The sequence below is a fragment of the Pseudomonas sp. RtIB026 genome, from assembly GCF_016861355.2.
Lineage (GTDB): Bacteria > Pseudomonadota > Gammaproteobacteria > Pseudomonadales > Pseudomonadaceae > Aquipseudomonas > Aquipseudomonas peradeniyensis.
On sequence record NZ_AP023348.2, the window covers coordinates 3,959,572 to 3,977,632 of the forward strand.

The following is an 18,061-nucleotide window of genomic DNA, read 5'->3' on the forward strand; positions in this document are numbered from 1 at the left end:
CCGAAGGCGCATGTTATTTTTGATTCACCGCAAGGGAGCGCAATTGATCGACAGTTCGCAACAGCACGCCGTTTCAAAGTCGTCGCCTACTCTCACTCGGCGCCATCTACTCCAGGCCGGGATGACCGGGATTGCCGTCAGTGTGCTTTCACCGTGGTCGTCATGGGCGGCACCATCGGGCGTCCTGGTGAACGATGTGACGATGCTCAATCCGATTTGGGTCAATCGTTTGCTCGCACCTCGCACCACGGGCGAAATACAGCGGGCGCTCGCGATGTCGTCAGGCCCAGTCAGCATCGGTGGTGGCCGCTATAGCATGGGGGGGCAGATCGCTACCGAAAACAGCCTGCACCTCGATATGCGTCAGTTTAATCAGGTGATCCGATATTCGCCTGAGAGCAGAGTCATACGCGTGCAAACAGGGATGCGTTGGCGTGACCTGCAGTCGGTCATAGACCCGGACGATCTCTCGATAAAAATCATGCAAAGTTATGCCAACTTCACCGTCGGCGGTTCGCTGTCAGTCAATGCTCATGGACGCTATGTCGGCGCAGGTCCGGTCATCAACTCGGTGCGTTCTCTGCAACTGGTGCTTGCGGACGGTTCGGTAGTAGAAGCTTCCCGCAGCGCAAATTCCGACCTGTTCTACGCTGCTATCGGTGGCTATGGTGCAATGGGGGTGATCACTGAGGTCGAGCTGGACCTCGCGTCCAACATCACAATTGAACGTCAGATCCGCCGCATGCCAGTTGCTGATTACCCGCGTTTTTTCAATGACCAAGTCCGCGAGAACGAACAGGCTATCCTGCATAATGCCGATTTGGCCCCTCCTTATTTCGACATGGCTACTTCCGTCACTTGGCGTGCCTCGGACAAAGCGCTGACCGTCGAAGAACGACTGGTGGCACCGGGGCAGTCGTACAAAATCAACCAGACCGTCATGTGGAGTGTGACCAAGCTTCCCGGTGGTCCAATGATTCGCAAGGATGTGGTCGATCCACTGCGCTATCTCAATCAACCGGTCGTACGGCGCAACTACGAGGCCAGTGCGGATGTCGCTTCGCTTGGCCCCATTGCAACCCGAAACAGTACCTATGCGTTGCAAGAATATTTTGTGCCAGTGACACAGTTCAATGCGTTCGTGAAGCAAATGGCCGCCATCCTTCAGACGCACAGCGTTGACGCCGTCAATATCTCCATCCGACACGCTCCGGCCGACCCCGACTCGTTTCTGTCCTGGGCACGCGAAGAAGTGTTTTCATTCGTGCTCTATTATTGGCAGCGCGTCGGGGTGGATGATCGCGAGGCAGTTGGCGTGTGGACACGCGAACTCATCAACGCGGCGCTGTTGCTTGGCGGTACCTACTACCTTCCCTACCAACTGCATGCAACGCAGGCACAGTTTTCAAGTGCCTATCCAAACGCGCGCCGTCTGTTAGCACTCAAAGCGCAAGTCGATCCAGGAGGGCGATTCCGGAACAAGCTCTGGGACAAGTACCACACGGGATAGTGTAAAGCTCGTGGCAAGGGTGTCTGAGCCCAAGCGGGTGTTGATCCGAATCCGTTGTTTCGGCAATTGCCACTTCATTCGTAGGCATATCCGAGCGGTCGCATTTGGCCGATTACTGCGCTTCATGATTGTCCGCTTTGGGTCGGAAGCAGCCGCTCACGTGTATCCGTTACCAATTCAAAATGGGTATTGAATCGGGCAGCAAGTGATATCCATTGAAAGCGGAACAAGAACCAGGCAGCCTCAGCGCACAGCCTCAAGCACCTTGCGTATCTCCTGAGCGACCAGCGCCTCGATACGCCCCTCATCCAAGGCCCTCGAAAACACTGCGCAACACGCGATGGCCTCCCCAACCGCACATCGATAGACCGCCACCACACTGCCGGGGCCACACCCGGTATGCCCGGCCAGCGTCAGGCCGCCCTCGATCGTCCCTCGCATCAGACCCAGGGCATAGCCTGGTGCGATCCACGGCCGGCCGGCCATTGGCCCACCCAATACCTTCGTTGCCTGCATTTCCTGGAGCAGGTCGGCCGGAAGCAGTGTCCCGGCAAGCAGGCGATCCAGGAAAAGGGCAGCCTGGGAAACAGGGCCGATCAGCAACCCGTGGTAGACCCAGCCAGGGTCGTAGTTCAACGAATGGCCGAGGTAGTCACCGTGCAGGTCTGCGCGTTTCGTTGCCAAGCGAACCGACAAGATGCCAAGTGGAGCCAGAACTTGCTGCCTGAGCGCCTCTTCAAGCAGCAGGCCTGTGGCACGTTCGATGAGCCTGGCGACCAGCATGTAGCCCACATTCGAGTAGCGCCAACCCGCTCCAGGGTCGTAGCGAAGCCGAGCGCCATCCAGGCGCTGCATCATCTCGTCCGCCGACCACGCGAATTCATGATTGGCAACCGCCGCGTGGTACGCGGGAAGCTCGCCATAATCCGCAAGACCCGCTTCGTGACGCAGCAGCTGACGCAGGGTGTAATTTGTTTCAGGCAGCGCGGCATCCAGGGCGAGTCGTCCGTCGCGCACCAGAGTCAGGGCGGTCGCGGCCAACACCGTCTTGGTGAAACTCCACCATGGCACACAGGGTTCGGCCTGGAGCGATGGCGTAATGAATCGACCGTTGGAAAGCGTGGAAATCAGCATCGAGTACTCAAGCAGTGATGACAGGCCAGTAAACAAGCGCAGAGGCAACAACATACCCCGTTCCGGCGATGCAAGCCGTCAGTCGGCCTCGGGACAAGAACTGGATGGTGTATACCAGGGCACCGCAGAATCGATGTAGACGTGCTTTTGCTTGCCTGGCTGGAACGGTGTATCAAGTGTACCCAGCGCGATCGAGATCCAGTCGGCGAACTCACCTTCGGTTCGTGACCAGAACAACGTCGAGCCACACGCCCCGCAGAACTCGCGTAACACTGTCTGCGATGAGGCGTAGGCATTGATGCTGTCGGCCCCGCGAAGTATGCGAAGCGCGCTGCGCAGCACGCTACCGTATGACGCGAATGCAGCCCCGTGGCCTTTGCGGCACTGGCTGCAGTGACAATGGCTCACGGCCTTGGGTGGCGTGAGCAACTCGTAGCTGACCGCTGCGCACAGGCAGCTTCCTTGATGTGCCGCTGTCATATGCCCTTCTGTGCAGGTGAAAAATTGTGATGACTGTCAGTCAGCGTACTGGGGCTGCGTTGCAGCCCTTTCGCGGCACGAGGCCGCTCCTACATGGGGTACGCGATCTCTGTAGGAGCGGCCTCGTGCCGCGAAAGGGTCGCAAAGCGACCCCGGCAATCTTGAATTGAGCAGTCATATCCCGACAATCGCAATACCCTCAAAGGGATGGCCAAACGCTCTACCCCAAGCCACCCATCGATCCCACTGATGATTACTATCAAGCCGCCCGCCTGTCGAGCTGCAAAATCCACCCCCTATAATCGCCTCCCCGTTTTCCCCTCGCTGCAGCGCCTGTCCCAGGCGACAGTCCCCTATGGAAGCCCGCACCATGCCAAGCCCCACCCCGTCCCCCCACAGCCCACCCGAACACAGCCAGCAGAGCGTCCGTCAGCAGTGGCTGGCGATTCTCTCGGTCGCCGTGGGCGCTTTCGCCCTGGTGACCAGCGAGTTCCTGCCGGTGGGCGTGCTCAACGATGTCGCCGCTGATCTTGGCATCAGCGCCGGCCAGGCCGGCCTGATGGTGACCCTGCCCGGCATCATGGCGGCCCTGGCCGCGCCCTTGCTGTCGGTGGGCATCGGTGCCCTCGACCGACGCTACCTGCTGATCGCCCTGACCCTGATCATGATCGTCGCCAACGCCGTGGTGGCCTACGCCACCGACTTCGGCCTGCTGCTGTTCGGCCGGGTACTGCTGGGCATCAGCATCGGTGGCTTCTGGGCGACCGCGATCGCCCTGAGCGGCCGCCTGGCGCCCAAGGGCGTGGGCGTGGCCCAGGCCACCTCGATCATCATGGTCGGCGTGACCCTGGCCACCGTGCTCGGCGTGCCCGTGGGCACTTGGCTCAGTGGGCTCATGGGCTGGCGCATGACCTTCCTGGTCACCGCGCTGGTCGGCGTACCGGTGCTGCTGGCGCAGGTCCTGCTGCTGCCGAGGCTCAACCCGGAGAAGGCCATCCGCATCAGCGACCTGCCGGCGCTGTTCATCAACCCGCAGGCGCGGGTCGGCCTGATCGCGGTGTTGCTGATCGGCCTGGCGCACTTTGCCGCGTACACCTACGTCGCGCCGTTCTTCAAGCACAACGCCGGCTTCGACGGGCCGATGATCGGCTCGCTGTTGCTGCTCTACGGCGTGGCCGGGGTGCTGGGCAATGTCTTCGCCGGTTTTGCCGCCAACCAGAGCGTGCGCTACACCCTGATGCTGGTCGCCTTGATGATCGGCGTCGGCACCGCGCTGTTCCCCTACTTCGCCACCAACCTCACCGGCGCGGCGATGCTGATCGCGCTGTGGGGCTTCGCCTTCGGCGCCTTCCCGGCCTGCGCCAGCATCTGGATGTTCGTCGTGGCGCCCAAGGATGTGGAGCGCGGCATGCCGCTGTTCGTCGCCATGTTCCAGGTGATCATCGCCCTGGGCTCGTTCTTCGGTGGGCGGATCGTCGACCAGATGGGCAGCGCGGTGCTGTTCAGCCTGGCCACGGCGCTGGTGGGCTGCGGCTTTGTCACGGTGCTGGTGCTGGGGCGCAGCGTCAGCAATCGCCTGGCGGCCCAACCGTCCTGAGAGATCGCTGTGGGAGCGGGCTTGCCTCGCGATGCCGTGTATGGCACCGGCTACGCCGGTGATCGCGGGGCTAGCCCGCTCCCACGCTGACGTTGTCTAGCCTGAAAGGCGCCTGTTGTTTCATAGAGCGGTGGCGGGCCGATTTTACCCGCCACGCTTTATCAACTCTTTACGCCGACGAGCCGCAAACCGACAGCAACTTGATACGCAACTCAATACCCTTTGCCAGGTCTTTGGCGTATCGAGAGTGCAACATGACGCTGTACGCGAATCCCCTGCCTGGGCGGGCCGGCATTCAGGATGAACGCATGCCCCCTTCCGGGGTGGGAATGAACACCCCCGCCGAACCACTGGCGCAGCAGCTCAGGCAACAGGGTATCTGCGAGGTCGAATGCGTGGTGAGCGACTTTTCCGGCATCGTCCGCGGCAAGGTCGCCTCCCTCGACCGCTTCCTCGACGAGGGCGGCATGCGCCTGCCGGAGAGTGTGCTGCTGCAGACGGTGACCGGCGACTTCGTCGACGACGAGGTCTTCTACGCGCTGCTGGACGAAGCCGGCATCGACATGCACTGCCGCCCCGCCGCCCATGCCATCTACCGCCTGCCGTGGCTGGCGGAGCCGACCGCCATGGTCATCCACGACAGCTTCGACCGGCACGGCCAGCCCATCGAGCTATCGCCGCGCAATGTGCTCAAGCGCGTGCTGGCCCTGTACAGCGACAGTGGCTGGCAACCGGTGGTGGCGCCGGAGCTGGAGTTCTACCTGACCAAGCGCAGCCATGACCCGGACCTGCCGCTGGAAGCGCCCGAAGGCCGCTCGGGCCGGGCGGAGACGGGTCGGCAGGGTTTCTCCATCGAAGCCACCCACGAATTCGCCCGGCTGTTCGAGGACGTCTACCACTGGTGCGCCGTCCAGGGCCTGGACCTGGACACGCTGGTCCACGAAAGCGGCCCTGCGCAGATGGAAGTCAATTTCCACCATGGCGACCCGCTGCGCCTGGCCGACCAGTTGATCGTTTTCAAGCGCACCTTGCGCGAAGCGGCGCTGCAGCACGGTATCAGCGCGACCTTCATGGCCAAGCCGATCGCCCATGAACCCGGCAGCTCGATGCACATCCACCAGAGCGTGCTGGACAGGTCCACCGGCGCCAACCTTTTCGCCAGCGCCCACGGCACACCGAGCGATCGGCTGCTGCACTACATCGGCGGCCTGCAGAAGTACCTGCCCCAGGCACTGGCGCTGCTCGCCCCGAACGTGAATTCCTACCGCCGCTTCCTGCCTGACGCCTGTGCCCCGGTCAATGTCGAATGGGGCGAAGAAAACCGCACCGTGGGCCTGCGCGTGCCCACCGCGACAGCGGCTGCCCTGCGCGTGGAGAATCGCCTGCCAGGCGCCGATGCCAACCCCTACCTGGCCATGGCCGCCAGCCTGTTGTGCGGCTATCTAGGCCTGCTCGAACAGGCGGCGCCCAGCGCGCCCGTGCAGGGACGCGCCTACGACCATGGCGGCTTGCGCCTGCCGGCCACGCTGGACGAGGCGCTGGCGCGGCTGGAGGGTTGCGAGCTGCTTGGGGAGTACCTGGGCGACCGGTTCGTGCGCGGGTATGTGGCGGTCAAGCGCACCGAGCTGCGCAACTACCGGCAGGTGATCAGCGCCTGGGAGCGTGAGCACCTGCTGCTGAGGGTCTGAGGCTTTGAATACCTACAACTGCGCCAGCCAGTAGGCCACGTCCACCTCATCGATCTGCTCGGGGCGCAGGAACTGCTCGGCATACTGGCGATACACCCCGGTGTTGAGGAACAGCCGCAGCAACTGCCCGTCGATATGGTTGTCACGGGCCATCGACACCAGGATCTTCACCGACTCGGACAGGGTCTTCGGCGCCTTGTACGGCCGGTCCGCCGCGGTCAGCGCCTCGAAGATGTCGGCGATCGCCATCACCCGCTCGGGGATGCCCAACGCATCCTTGCCGAGCCTACGCGGATAGCCGCTGCCGTCCATCTTCTCGTGATGGTTGCCGGCAATCGCCGGCACGCGCCGTAGCTGACGCGGGAACGGCAGCGCGCTGAGCATGATGATGGTCTGCACGATGTGCTCGTTGATCTTGAAGCGCTCCTCGTCGTTGAGGGTGCCACGGCGGATCGACAGGTTGTACAGCTCGCCGTGGTTGCTGGCATGGGCCGGCAGGCGCATGTCGAAACCCCAGTGGTTGCGCGGGTCGTCCTTGGCCACCGGTGGCTTGCGCGGCCCCCAGGGCACCTGGTGCTCGTCGCGGTCGGCAAGCAGCGGCTCCTCCACCGGCAAGGGCGCAGGTGGCGTGTCGGCGAAGCGCGCGGCCTCGTCGCGGGAGATGCCCAGACGGTTGTCGAAGTGCCGCAGCCAGCGGCGCTGGCCTATCCGGCGCAGGCGCTCGATGTCGGCCTCCTGCATGAACTCGCCGCCGATATTGGCGTGGGCGACGAAGGCAAATTCGTCCTGCAACTCGGCCCGGCACTGCTCCAGCGCCTGGCGCAGCAGCAACTCGTCATCGCCGTTGGCCACGCCTTGCCAGTAGGCGATCTCGGCGTCGCGCCAGAGCACCTCGAAGCGCATGCGCACCTCATGCACACGGTTGTACAGGGTCTCGAGCTTGGTCGCCTTGTCCACCACGTATTCGGGGCTGGTAATCTTGCCGCAGTCGTGCAGCCAGGCGGCCACGCGAAACTCGTAGCGCTCGTCCTCGTTCATGCTGAAGCCGGCATAGGGGCCGCTTTCGGCCTGCACGGCCTGGTCCAGGAGCATCTGCGCCAGCTGCGGCACTCGCTCGCAATGGCCGCCGGTATAGGGGCTCTTGGCGTCGATGGCGTCGGCCAGCAGCTTGATCATGGCATCCAGCAGGCGCTGCTGGGCCTCGACCAGTTGGCGGGTCTCGATGGCCACGGCGGCGGCGCCGGACAGTTCCTCGACGAAGCGCCGGAACGCCTGCCCGGCGTGTTCGTCCTCCAGTTGCAGGACCAGAATGCCGAGGAGCGACTGGCCGCGGTCGTTGAGCACCACCGCCAGGCTGCGTCCCTGCAACGACAAGGCCTGGGTCACGGCATTGGCGAGGTATTGATGGTCGTGCTCATGTACCGCCAGTTCAGCCGGATAGTCCTGGGCCCGGCAGGCCGCAGCCAGGCGCAGGCGTGCGTTGTCGGCATCGTACAGGTACACCGCGCCGGCACTGGCGCTGGCAGCCGCCACCAGGTGGTTGAGCACGCCGTCGAGCATACGCTCGAGCTGGGTCTCGCGGCTGAGCGTGAGGGTGATCGCCTGGAAGTTGCGGATGGTGCCGGACATGCGGCTGAGCACCCGGCTCAGTTCACGCACCTCCGACACCCGCGAGAGCACACCCACCTCACGGCTGAAATCAAAACCGGCCAGGCCCTGCACCTGCTCCGTAAGCCGGCGCAACGGGCGGCCGATGCGCCGGCCGAGCAAGCCACCGAGCAACAGCAACACCGCCGCCAGCGCGCCGGCCCAGAGCAGTTGCTCGAACAACACCTGGCGCGCGCCGGCCAGCAGCTCGTGGGCCGGCACGGCAATCAGCACCTGCAGGTCCTGCCCGGCCACGGTGGTCAGCGGCACGCGCATGCCATACCAGGTCTGCCCTTCAACCTGATACGGCTGTGGCCGGGTACCCTGGAGGGTATCAGCATGGATCCGTGCGAGGCTGGCAATGCCCAGTTCATCGATGCGCGACAGGCGCACGCCCTCGCCTTCGCGGACGATGACCCGCTGCAGGTCCGGATAGGCCACCACGCTGCCCTGGTCATCGACCACGGCGATCTCGGTGCCAGCCGTCATGCGCAGGTCGCGGCTCTCGCTGGCCAGGTCGGTGACCGAGACGTCCATGCCGATCACCGCCGCGCCATCGACGCTACGCTGGGCCATGGTCAGGCCGATCTCGCGGGTGGTGAAGAACACATAAGGGCGGGTAAGCACGGTGGTGGCTTGCGCAGAGGCTTCGACGAACCAGGGGCGCTGACGCGGATCGTAGCGGTAGTCCGGCTTGGGCTGGTGCAGCAGCAGGGTCATCGCCTGGTCGTAGAAACGCCATTCGCCATGCAACGCACCGTCTTCGCCCAGGCTGACGGCCTGTACCAGGAACATCGTGCCTGCCGGTGCCGCGAAGCGCTGCAGCAACTGTGGGTCGCGCAGGCGGCGGACCAGCAGGAACTCGCCATTGGGGTAGCCGAGGTAGGCGGCGCTGAGCATGCGGTTGGCGCGCAGGCTCTCGACCAGTTGCGGCAGGCGCTCCAGGTGCTGCGCCATTGTGCCCGCAGCGGTATCGAAGGCCAGCAGGCGGATGCTGCTCTGCACCGGATCGACCAGGCGTCGGGCGCGCTCGTCGATGGTCCGGCCGATCTGCTGGGCGGCATCGCCGGCGGCGGCCACCAGCGTCTGGCGCACCCCCAGGTAGCCCTGCCAGGCCAGGGCCGCGCCCAGCGCCAGCATGCCCAGCATGATCGCCAGCGCCACCAGCCATTGCAGGGAGATACTCCGGCCACGGTTGTTCATGAACGTCTGCCCCGTGCAGACGCCAGCCTTGCCGCATGCCCCATCAACGCGCAGCCCATCCCAGGTACTCCCCGTGTGGCGATTTCCACAGTGTAATCAGCCCGCGCGAACCTGCCGGCCTGTGACAGTGGCTGGTAGCGAGACAGTCGCATACTGGCGCAACGACATCAATCACGCCCTGAATCATTGTGGGGGCAACTGTCTTGCTCAATTTTTAGAATCTGGCGCGATCCCCGTGGGAGCGGGCTTGCCCGCGAACACCGGCGCAGCCGGTGCCATACACCGCGCTGGATTCTTCGCGGCGGTGCGGCGGTCCGATAAACCCGCTCCCACAGGGTCAAGCTAAATCAAGTTTGTTCCATGAGAGTGGCCCGTCCCGCAGTCGTCAGAATTGCGGCAAAAAACTCGTATACAAAAAAAAGAAATTCTGTTTACACTGCCTCACGCCTACGACAACGGTCATCGCCGTTGCGTATTGCGACAGGCTCAAGCCATGCGACATCCGCTATCGCCCAACCTCTCCGGGCCCCCTTCTCGAATGCCGTGCGTCCTGAACGCCGCATCCGCCCTGCTGCCATCGACCCACACGCCTGATACGCCCTCGCCAGGGCCGATCCTGCGCGTGCGCGGTTCTGCTCCAGCCTTCGACGCCGGGCTTCGCCACGGCGCCTGACGCTTCCCTACAATCAGAAAACACACCCCAAGCGGGAGGGACACCCATGCCCAAGACACTACTGGTCAAGAACGCCGAACTGCTGGTGACCATGGACGGCGAACGCCGCGAGATCAAGCGCGGCGGCCTCTATATCGAAGACAATGTGATCAAACAGGTCGGCCCCAGCGATACCCTGCCTCAGCACGCCGACGTGATCCTCGACATGACCGGCAAGGTGGTCATCCCGGGCCTGGTCAACACCCACCACCACATGTACCAGAGCCTCACCCGCGTGGTGCCGGCGGCCCAGGACGGCGAGCTGTTCAACTGGCTGACCAACCTCTACCCGATCTGGGCGCGGCTGACCCCGGAGATGATCTCGGTATCGACCCAGACGGCCATGGCCGAGCTGATCCTCTCGGGCTGCACCACCTCCAGCGACCACCTGTACATCTACCCCAACGGCTGCAAGCTCGACGACAGTATCCACGCCGCCGAGGAGATCGGCATGCGCTTCCACGCCGCGCGCGGCAGCATGAGCGTCGGCCGCAGCCAGGGCGGCCTGCCGCCGGACTCGGTGGTGGAGAAGGAAAGCGACATCCTCAAGGAGTCGCAGCGCCTGATCGAGGACTACCACGATGCCAGCCACGGCTCGATGCTGCGCGTGGTGGTGGCGCCCTGCTCGCCGTTCTCGGTCAGCCGCGACCTGATGCGCGAGGCGGCGGTGCTGGCCCGCCAGTATGGCGTGTCGCTGCACACCCACCTGGCCGAGAACGTCAACGACATCGCCTACAGCCGCGAGAAGTTCGGCATGACCCCGGCCGAGTACGCCGAGGACCTGGGCTGGGTCGGCCACGACGTCTGGCACGCCCACTGCGTGCAGCTCGACCAGCACGGCATCGAGCTGTTCGCCCGCACCGGCACCGGGGTCGCCCACTGCCCGTGCTCGAACATGCGCCTGGCCTCAGGCATCGCGCCGATCCGCAAGATGCGCGACCACGGCGTGCCGGTGGGCCTGGGGGTCGATGGTTCGGCGTCCAACGACGGCGCCAGCATGATCGGCGAGGTGCGCCAGGCGCTGTTGCTGCAACGGGTCGGCTTCGGGCCGGATGCGATGACTGCCCGCGAGGCGCTGGAGATTGCCACCCTGGGCGGCGCCAAGGTGCTCAACCGCAACGATATCGGCGCCCTCGCCCCGGGCATGGTCGCCGACTTCGTCGCCTTCGACCTTGGCCATGTGGCCTATGCCGGCGCCCTGCACGACCCGCTGGCGGCGCTGGTGTTCTGCACCCCGACCCATGTCGACACCAGCGTGATCAACGGGCGTGTGGTGGTTCAGGGTGGGCGCATCACCACCGTCGACCTGCCGCGGGTACTGGAGCGTCACAACCAGCTGGCGCGTCAGCTGGTCATCGGCGAGTAGCACCCAGCCCATCGCGGGGCAAGCCCGCTCCGACGCCAAGCTTCGCGATCAGGGCTGGCCAGCTATGGGACAGCCACTTGCCTGAGCCGCCGCGCCAGTTCCAGGGTCACCCGCCCGCTGGCCGGCGTCGGCACCAGCTCGGTGAACGGGATATCGATCATGCGGTTCTCGCGCACCGCCCGCAGGCTCGAGAGCACCGGATCACGGGTCAGCAGCCGACGCTTGCGGCTGGCCGGCGACCACAGGGCGTCGGCCAGCAGGATCACATCGGGGTCGCTGCTCAGCAGCGCCTCGCGGTTGACCGTCACCCGGTACTGGTCAATCCCGCCGAGCACATTGCGCGCCCCGGCGGCGGCCAGCAATGGCGTGACGAAACCCCGCCCGCCTTCGCTGTCCAGCCCGCGGACCTCGCTGTCGAGGTAGAACACCGACAGCGGCTTGCCGACAGGCGCGATCGCCCTGGCCCGCGTCAGGTCCGCCTCCATCGCCTCGATCAACGCCTGGGCTCTCGCCTGCCTGCCGAGCATTTCGCCAAGGAGGGTCAGGTCACGCCGGACATGGGCGTAGTAGTCCAGGGAATGGCCGGCACAGGCCGACTCGAGCAGGTAGGTGGCGATCCCGTTGCCGGCCAGCCGGGTTCGCGAGCTGACCCCATCGCCGAAGGCCGTGGCGAATCCACCGACCACCAGGTCCGGCCTTTGCGCGTACAGCACCTCGCTGGCCGGATACTCCCGGGCGATCACCGGCACGCCCTGGTAGCGACCCTGCTTGTAGGCGACGCCGTTGTCATCCAGGTAGGCCACCCCGACCATCGACGGCCCGACGCCAAGGGCGAGCAGGAGGTCGGCCGCGTGCTGGTTGAGGGCGACGATACGTGCAGGCGTCGCCGCAGGCCGTTGCCAGTCCTGCCCGCAGTTGCGAAAGCGCTCGGCCAGGGCCGGTGTGCCACAGCACAGGGCCAGCGACAGCAACCAGGCTTTACGCATTGCATGTCCCTCCCTTGATCAGCAATCTTTCGGCGATCCTTCCGCCCTCTAGATGCGTTTTTACCAATTCCTCCACCTCCCGACCATCACGTACCCGATACCAGCAGCCGTCCGGGTGCACCGTCAGTACTGGCCCCAGGTTGCAGGGGAACTGGCAACCGGTACGGGTCAGCAGCACGCCGCCTGGCGTCTCGATCAAGTCACGCTCCAGCAACTGGCGGCGCAGGCGTTTCCACAACGGCAAGGCACCGCGCCGCACGCAGCGTGGGCCGGTGCACAGGAACACCTGGCGGGCATGCTCGGGTATCCGCGACCAGTCCGGATCGCTGGCCACCGCGTTGACCTGGTCGCATGGCAGGTGACGGGCATGCTCGCCGACGCTGGCACACGCCGCCCGAGCATCCAGCCCGCGCCGGCCCAGGGCCTGGGCCGTGATCCAGATACCGGCGCGACCTTGCGCCAGGCGCCCCAGCTCATCGCGCAGCCAGTCGAGGTAGGCGCTGTCCGAGGTGGGTTCCAGGTCCACTACCAGCAAGCGCTCAATGCCCAGGTCAAGGGCCTCGCGGATAACCACCCACAGCCCGTCGAAGCCCTCCAGGGTATCGACGATATCCCGGTCCGCCTCGCGGCCACGCAGGTCGCGAACCTCGGCGCCGAACGCCTCGGCCACCGAGCCACTCGCCAGACCGGGGCCCACGAACAGCACACGCTGATAGTCCATGCTCACGCCCCTCAGAAGGTGTAGGTGTACCGCAGTTCGCTGGTGAACGGCCGCCCGAGGTTGTCGACATTGCTCGCCCGGCTGGTGACATAGTCGCGGTCGAACAGGTTCTCAACCAGCAGGCTCAGCCGGTGCTGGCGGGCGCCATCCAGGTAACGATAGGCATCGGCATCGACCACCGAGTAATGGCCATAGTCGACGCCCTTGGAGCTGACCACGTCGCGAATGTAGCGAATGGCCCCTCCGGCACCCCACCTGCGGTCTGCCGATTCGTAGCCGAGCCGCGAGCGGGCGAAGAAACTCGGCACGTCGTTGATCGTCGCCCCGGTGCGCGACTCGGTGAGGTTACGGGTCATGTCGGCCTGCAGGCTCCATTGGTCGTCGAGCTGGATACGTGCATCGGCCTCGAAACCACGCATCTGCACCTGCCCCTGGCCATTCACCCACTGGCTGCCGTCCAGGGTGATCAGGTCGGTGATCTTGCGCCGGAACACGGTGACGCTGGCGCTGAACTCACGCGCCAGCAGCAGGCCGTGGTAGTCCAGGCCAAGCTCGGCATTGCGGCTCTTCTCGGGCTTGAGGTCGCGGTTGCCGATCTCGTCGCCAGGCTCGTTGACGAACAGCTGCTCGGCGTTGGGCAGCTTGTAGGCGCTGCCGTACTGGCCGCGCAGCTGCCAGTTGTCGTTCAGGTCGTACAGCGAGGTGAGCATGCCGACGGTGGCGCTGTAGCCGCCGCTCATGGCTTCGTGGCGCACGCCGAGGCTCGGGTGCCAGTTCGGCAGGGCCTCGATCCTTGGCCTCAATTGGGCATACAGCGCATTGGCCTGGGCCTCGTTGTCGTCGATCAACAGCACGTCGTCCTGGCCCTTGAACCACTGGTTGTCGGAACCGAACACCAGCACATGGCCGCCGTCGAGCTCGGCCTTGCCCTCGGCCTGCACACCCCAGTCGGTGAAGCCCCAGTAGTCGTTGTGGTTGACCACGTTGCGGCTGCCGTCGGCGCGGTTGTTGATGCGGGTGTAGCGGGTGTCCCAGTCGTTGACATGGCCCTTGACGAAGTAGCTCAGGCGCTCGTTGAGGCGCTGCTCGAAGGTGGCGGTGGCGATCTGCTGCACGCGGTCGTTGGTGGTCTTGTAGTTGTTCACCGGCCGGGCGAAATCGAGGTTGGCGTCGGTGTACTGGTAGAACAGCTCCAGCCGCGTATCGTCGCCGAAGGCCTGGATCGCCTTGCCGCCGAAGGTGGTTACCTCGTAGCCGCGTTTCTTGTCGCTGACGTTGCCGCTGTAGTCACGGTTGCGAAACGGTTGGTAGCCGTCGGAGACGTTGTGACTGACATAGGCCAGCAGCCCCAGGTCGCCGAAACCATTGCTGAAGATCCGCTCGACGCGGGCGTCCTTGCTGTTGCCGGCGAAGCTGTCCAGGCCCAGGTTGACCTCCCCCGAAGCCTCGCGGCGCTGCGGGCTGCGGGTGACGATATTGATCACCCCCGCCACCGCCTGGGTGCCGAACAACAGGCTCTGGCCGCCCTTGAGCACCTCGATGCGCTCCACCGCGTTGGCCGGCAGGGTGTCCAGGTACAGGCCACCGTACAGGCGGTTGTTCAGGCGCACGCCGTCGAGCAGGATCAAGGTGTCGTCGTTGCGCCCGCCCAGCAGCGAGTAGGTGCCGTAGTCGAACGGGCCGTTCTTCGGCGCGACGTAGAAGCCGGGGATGAACATCTGCATCACCCGGGTGATGTCGGCGCCGGGGCCGGCGCGCTCGATCTGCTCGCGGCTGACGATCTCGACCTTGCTGCCGTACTGGGCCATGGCGGCGACCGTGGTCGACTCCACCGAGGGCGCGGCGACGATCTGCTGGTCGAGGATCAGAGGGGTGTTTTCGGCCAGTGCCAGGGGGCTGGCCAGGCAGCCCAGAAGCAGGGTCCGGGCCTTGGGGGAGAAACGTCGGGAGTGAATCACAGCAATCATGCTCTTCTCGAAAGTGACTTTCGCAGAAGCACGCAGGAGCAGGGATCGCGCACAGCCAATACCGGCCCATGCCCGCCCACCGCAGGAGTTTGCCTACCACATTCCAGGCCGGTCTCCGGGCTCGCAAGACAAGACACCTTCACCTTCCCATGGCGCATTAGCCACAGTGGTCTGTCGAAGGCATCACTTGCATACCGTTGCGGGGGCAGCACCGGACTGGCGCGAAGCGCGTACCGGTTTCCCGTTTCACCCCATGCGCGGCGGCATGGGACACCTGAAATCGGTCGGCATCTGAACACCTGGGGCCGAGAGGCGTCAAGCCAGCCAGGTGAATCGATTCGAATGTTTTTTATCGGCCGAGCACTCTAGGCAGATGTTTCAAACGCTGTAGAATCCGCACGCCGAACCTATTCTCATTCCCTTCGAGCTTTGCCGATGAAGCTGGCCCGCCACACACGATCGCAAGTCGCCTGGGTGCTGTATTTCAGCATCCTGTTCGGCTCGTTGCTGTGCGCCATGGGCCATGGACAGATGGCGGGCTTGCGCCTGGCCGGCCTGGATGACGCCGCCTGGTGCGCGGCCGACAGCAGCGGCGTGTTCAAGGGCGACCAGGACATCAGCGACCCGGTGCTGCCCGCCGGCGGCGACTGCGTGATCGCCAGCCTGTTCAGCGCCACCCTGCTGGCGGTGTTCTTCGGCCTGCTGGCCTTGCTCGCCGGGGAGTCGAGCAAACCCTTACCCAGGCAACCCGCGCCACCCCTGCCCAAGCAGCGCTGGCCACTGGTCAATCCGCGCGCCTCTCCTGCTTCGCTTCTCGCGTTCTGACATCGCCACGCCCTGCGCTGCCTGATCGGCAGCGGGCGTGCGCTAACCGATTTCAGCCAGGAAGCCTTGCATGTTTCGCATGACCACTTTGGCGCTGCTCGTTGGCAGCGCAACCTGCGCCTGGGCGCAGGATGACACCCTGACCCTGCCCGCCAGCAACGTCACGGCCACCGCCGACCAACCCAAAGAAGCCACCACCCTGGACCTTGACCGGCCTATCGAAAGCGGCTCGCGACTGAACCTCAGCGCCCGCGAGAACCCCGCCTCGGTCAGCGTCGCCGACCGCAAGACCATGGAACGCATCGGCGCGCGCAACTTCCAGGACGCCGCCAACGCCCTGCCCGGGGTCAACGCTTCGGCACCGCCCGGCTGGGGCGGCTACGTGTCGTACCGCGGCTTCAACGGTGCACAGGTCAGCCAGCTGTTCAATGGCATCAACCTGCAGTACGGCGCTGCCGGGCGACCGGTCGGGGCGTGGATCTACGACCGCGTCGAACTGCTCGGCGGCCCCTCGTCGTTCCTCAACGGCAGCGGCGCCGTCGGCGGCAGCCTGAACATGATCACCAAGCTGGCCAACCGCGACGAGGATACCTTCGAAGGCCGCGTCAGCTATGGCCGCTACGACACGATGGAGACCTCGGTCGGCCTCAACAAGGCGCTCAACAGCGGCGACGGCCCACGCCACTACGCCCGACTCGACTACAGCCGCACCAGCACCAATGGCTACATCGACCGCCAGGAGAACGGGGCCGGCAACCTGGCCTTCTCGCTGCTCAGCGACATCAACGACCAGTTGTCGCACACCCTGGCCATCGAGTACCTGGAAGAAAAAGAGGACAGCCCGTACTGGGGCACGCCGGTGCTGCAACCGGCGGTCGGCACCCTGCACATCGACAAGCACAATCGCTTCAACAACTACAACGTCGAGGACGGCCGCTACGAGCAGCGCACGCGCTGGCTGCGCTCGATCACCGACTATCGCATCGACGACAGCAACCAGCTGCGCAACACCTTCTACCACTACAACGGCCAGCGCGATTACCGCAACCTCGAGGTGTACCGCTACAACGCCGGCAACACCGCCATCGACCGCTCCGGCGGCTACCGCCAGCGCCACGACCAGGAGGTCAACGGCAACCGCGTCGAGCTGACCCACCAGGGCCAGCTGTTCGGCCTGGCCAGCGACTGGGCGTTCGGCGTGGACTACAACCGCAACCAGCAGACCAACTACCCACTGTCCAAGGGTGCTTTCGACCGCATCGACCCGAACGGCTTCCAACCCGATCACTTCCTCGACATCCCCGGCATGGACGCGCCGCGGGCCAAAGGCCGCAGCACCAACACCGACACCACTGCGGGCTTCGTCGAAAACCGCACCCGCCTGACCGACCAGCTGTCGCTGATCACCGCGCTGCGCTACGACCATATCGACTTCGACGTGGTCGACCACGTGACCCGGGCCAAGCTGGACCGGCGCTGGGACGCCTTCACCGGCCGCCTGGGCCTGGTCTACGAGCTGACGCCCAATGTCAGCCTGTACACCCAGTACAGCACCTCGGCCGAGCCGCCGGGAGGCTCGCTCACCGGCGCCTCGATCAGCCAGGTCGGCGACTTCGACTTGAGCACCGGCCGCCAGGTGGAAGTGGGCAGCAAGTTTGACTTCCTCGATGGGCGCGGCTCGGCCACTGCAGCGGCCTATCGCATCGTGCGCAAGAACATCTCGGTGCCCTCCTCGACCGTGCCCAACACCACCGAGCAGGCGGGCCAGCAGACCTCCACCGGCATCGAGCTGGCGGCCTCGTTCAAGGTCACGCCCAAGCTGCTGGCCGCGGGCAACTTCAGCTGGGTCAACGCCGAATACGACGAATTCAACGAGACCATCGGCGGCGTGGTGTACTCGCGCAAGGGCAAGAACCCGGTGAACATCCCCGACCGGGTCGCCAACCTGTGGCTGACCTACGACCTGGCGCCGGGTTGGCAGGTCGGCGCCGACGCCCGCTATGTGTCGTCGGTGTACGCCAATACCGCCAACACCGCCTGGGTGCCGTCGTACACCGTCTACGGGCTGTCGATGACCCACGATCTGGACCAGCACGTGCAGCTCAGCGCGCGGCTGCGCAACCTCACCGACGAGGTCTACGCCCGCTTCATCCACCAGACCAACACCCAGTACTACCTGGGTGAGCCGCGCAGCCTGGAAGTCGCTGTGCAGTGGCGCTACTGAT

General features: G+C 65.0%; 12 protein-coding genes and 1 riboswitch. Of the genes, 6 read left to right on the forward strand and 6 right to left on the reverse strand.

Annotation, left to right across the window (positions count from 1 at the left end; all coding sequences use genetic code 11):
- Positions 1-10: 10 nt before the first annotated feature.
- Positions 11-1,510, forward strand: a complete 1,500-nt coding sequence (locus PRtIB026_RS17685; RefSeq protein ID WP_267812608.1) for an FAD-binding oxidoreductase — start codon at positions 11-13, stop codon at positions 1,508-1,510.
- 243 nt (positions 1,511-1,753) lie between these two features.
- On the opposite strand, the gene PRtIB026_RS17690 is transcribed toward PRtIB026_RS17685, so the two are convergent.
- Both PRtIB026_RS17690 and PRtIB026_RS17695 read right to left on the reverse strand, forming a co-directional pair.
- Positions 1,754-2,644, reverse strand: a complete 891-nt coding sequence (locus PRtIB026_RS17690) for a serine hydrolase domain-containing protein (protein ID WP_203652634.1) — start codon at positions 2,642-2,644, stop codon at positions 1,754-1,756.
- Positions 2,645-2,722: 78 nt separating this feature from the next.
- Complete coding sequence (locus PRtIB026_RS17695) at positions 2,723-3,124, reverse strand: GFA family protein (protein ID WP_203652490.1); 402 nt, start codon at positions 3,122-3,124, stop codon at positions 2,723-2,725.
- A 370-nt stretch (positions 3,125-3,494) separates the two neighbouring features.
- On the opposite strand from PRtIB026_RS17695, the gene PRtIB026_RS17700 reads away from it, so the two are divergent.
- Complete coding sequence (locus tag PRtIB026_RS17700) at positions 3,495-4,721, forward strand: MFS transporter (RefSeq protein WP_203652489.1); 1,227 nt, start codon at positions 3,495-3,497, stop codon at positions 4,719-4,721.
- Positions 4,722-5,050: 329 nt separating this feature from the next.
- Complete coding sequence (locus PRtIB026_RS17705) at positions 5,051-6,409, forward strand: glutamine synthetase family protein (protein WP_203652633.1); 1,359 nt, start codon at positions 5,051-5,053, stop codon at positions 6,407-6,409.
- A 12-nt stretch (positions 6,410-6,421) separates the two neighbouring features.
- Here PRtIB026_RS17705 and PRtIB026_RS17710 read toward each other — a convergent pair whose 3' ends face one another.
- Positions 6,422-9,259 carry an HD domain-containing phosphohydrolase gene (locus tag PRtIB026_RS17710; RefSeq protein WP_203652488.1) on the reverse strand — a complete coding sequence of 946 codons (2,838 nt, stop codon included), beginning with the start codon at positions 9,257-9,259 and terminating at the stop codon, positions 6,422-6,424.
- A gap of 719 nt (positions 9,260-9,978) precedes the next feature.
- Here PRtIB026_RS17710 and PRtIB026_RS17715 point away from each other — a divergent pair.
- Positions 9,979-11,337 (forward strand): 8-oxoguanine deaminase, encoded by a 1,359-nt coding sequence (locus tag PRtIB026_RS17715; RefSeq protein WP_203652487.1) that lies wholly within the window; start codon positions 9,979-9,981, stop codon positions 11,335-11,337.
- A gap of 62 nt (positions 11,338-11,399) precedes the next feature.
- On the opposite strand, the gene PRtIB026_RS17720 is transcribed toward PRtIB026_RS17715, so the two are convergent.
- The 3 genes from PRtIB026_RS17720 to PRtIB026_RS17730 are packed head-to-tail and all read right to left on the reverse strand — an operon-like array spanning position 11,400 to position 15,011.
- Positions 11,400-12,323, reverse strand: a complete 924-nt coding sequence (locus tag PRtIB026_RS17720; protein ID WP_203652486.1) for an ABC transporter substrate-binding protein — start codon at positions 12,321-12,323, stop codon at positions 11,400-11,402.
- Complete coding sequence (locus PRtIB026_RS17725; protein WP_244670990.1) at positions 12,316-13,044, reverse strand: (2Fe-2S) ferredoxin domain-containing protein; 729 nt, start codon at positions 13,042-13,044, stop codon at positions 12,316-12,318. The genes PRtIB026_RS17720 and PRtIB026_RS17725 overlap by 8 nt, the downstream gene beginning before the upstream one ends.
- A gap of 11 nt (positions 13,045-13,055) precedes the next feature.
- Complete coding sequence (locus PRtIB026_RS17730; protein WP_203652484.1) at positions 13,056-15,011, reverse strand: TonB-dependent receptor plug domain-containing protein; 1,956 nt, start codon at positions 15,009-15,011, stop codon at positions 13,056-13,058.
- An 88-nt stretch (positions 15,012-15,099) separates the two neighbouring features.
- Positions 15,100-15,304: riboswitch (cobalamin riboswitch) on the reverse strand.
- A gap of 142 nt (positions 15,305-15,446) precedes the next feature.
- Between PRtIB026_RS17730 and PRtIB026_RS17735 the strand changes: the two genes are divergently transcribed.
- Entirely contained in the window at positions 15,447-15,836 is a 390-nt protein-coding gene (locus tag PRtIB026_RS17735) for a DUF2946 family protein (protein ID WP_203652483.1), read from the forward strand.
- 70 nt (positions 15,837-15,906) lie between these two features.
- Positions 15,907-18,060 (forward strand): TonB-dependent receptor, encoded by a 2,154-nt coding sequence (locus tag PRtIB026_RS17740; protein WP_203652482.1) that lies wholly within the window; start codon positions 15,907-15,909, stop codon positions 18,058-18,060.
- Position 18,061 lies beyond the last annotated feature (1 nt).

Bases quoted from the DNA above. Each gene is read 5' to 3' on its own strand.
- PRtIB026_RS17685 (WP_267812608.1), top strand. From the start codon at position 11: ATGTTATTTTTGATTCACCGCAAGGGAGCGCAATTGATCGACAGTTCG.
- PRtIB026_RS17690 (WP_203652634.1), bottom strand. From the start codon at position 2,644: ATGCTGATTTCCACGCTTTCCAACGGTCGATTCATTACGCCATCGCTC.
- PRtIB026_RS17695 (WP_203652490.1), bottom strand. From the start codon at position 3,124: ATGACAGCGGCACATCAAGGAAGCTGCCTGTGCGCAGCGGTCAGCTAC.
- PRtIB026_RS17700 (WP_203652489.1), top strand. From the start codon at position 3,495: ATGCCAAGCCCCACCCCGTCCCCCCACAGCCCACCCGAACACAGCCAG.
- PRtIB026_RS17705 (WP_203652633.1), top strand. From the start codon at position 5,051: ATGAACACCCCCGCCGAACCACTGGCGCAGCAGCTCAGGCAACAGGGT.
- PRtIB026_RS17710 (WP_203652488.1), bottom strand. From the start codon at position 9,259: ATGAACAACCGTGGCCGGAGTATCTCCCTGCAATGGCTGGTGGCGCTG.
- PRtIB026_RS17715 (WP_203652487.1), top strand. From the start codon at position 9,979: ATGCCCAAGACACTACTGGTCAAGAACGCCGAACTGCTGGTGACCATG.
- PRtIB026_RS17720 (WP_203652486.1), bottom strand. From the start codon at position 12,323: ATGCGTAAAGCCTGGTTGCTGTCGCTGGCCCTGTGCTGTGGCACACCG.
- PRtIB026_RS17725 (WP_244670990.1), bottom strand. From the start codon at position 13,044: ATGGACTATCAGCGTGTGCTGTTCGTGGGCCCCGGTCTGGCGAGTGGC.
- PRtIB026_RS17730 (WP_203652484.1), bottom strand. From the start codon at position 15,011: ATGATTGCTGTGATTCACTCCCGACGTTTCTCCCCCAAGGCCCGGACC.
- PRtIB026_RS17735 (WP_203652483.1), top strand. From the start codon at position 15,447: ATGAAGCTGGCCCGCCACACACGATCGCAAGTCGCCTGGGTGCTGTAT.
- PRtIB026_RS17740 (WP_203652482.1), top strand. From the start codon at position 15,907: ATGTTTCGCATGACCACTTTGGCGCTGCTCGTTGGCAGCGCAACCTGC.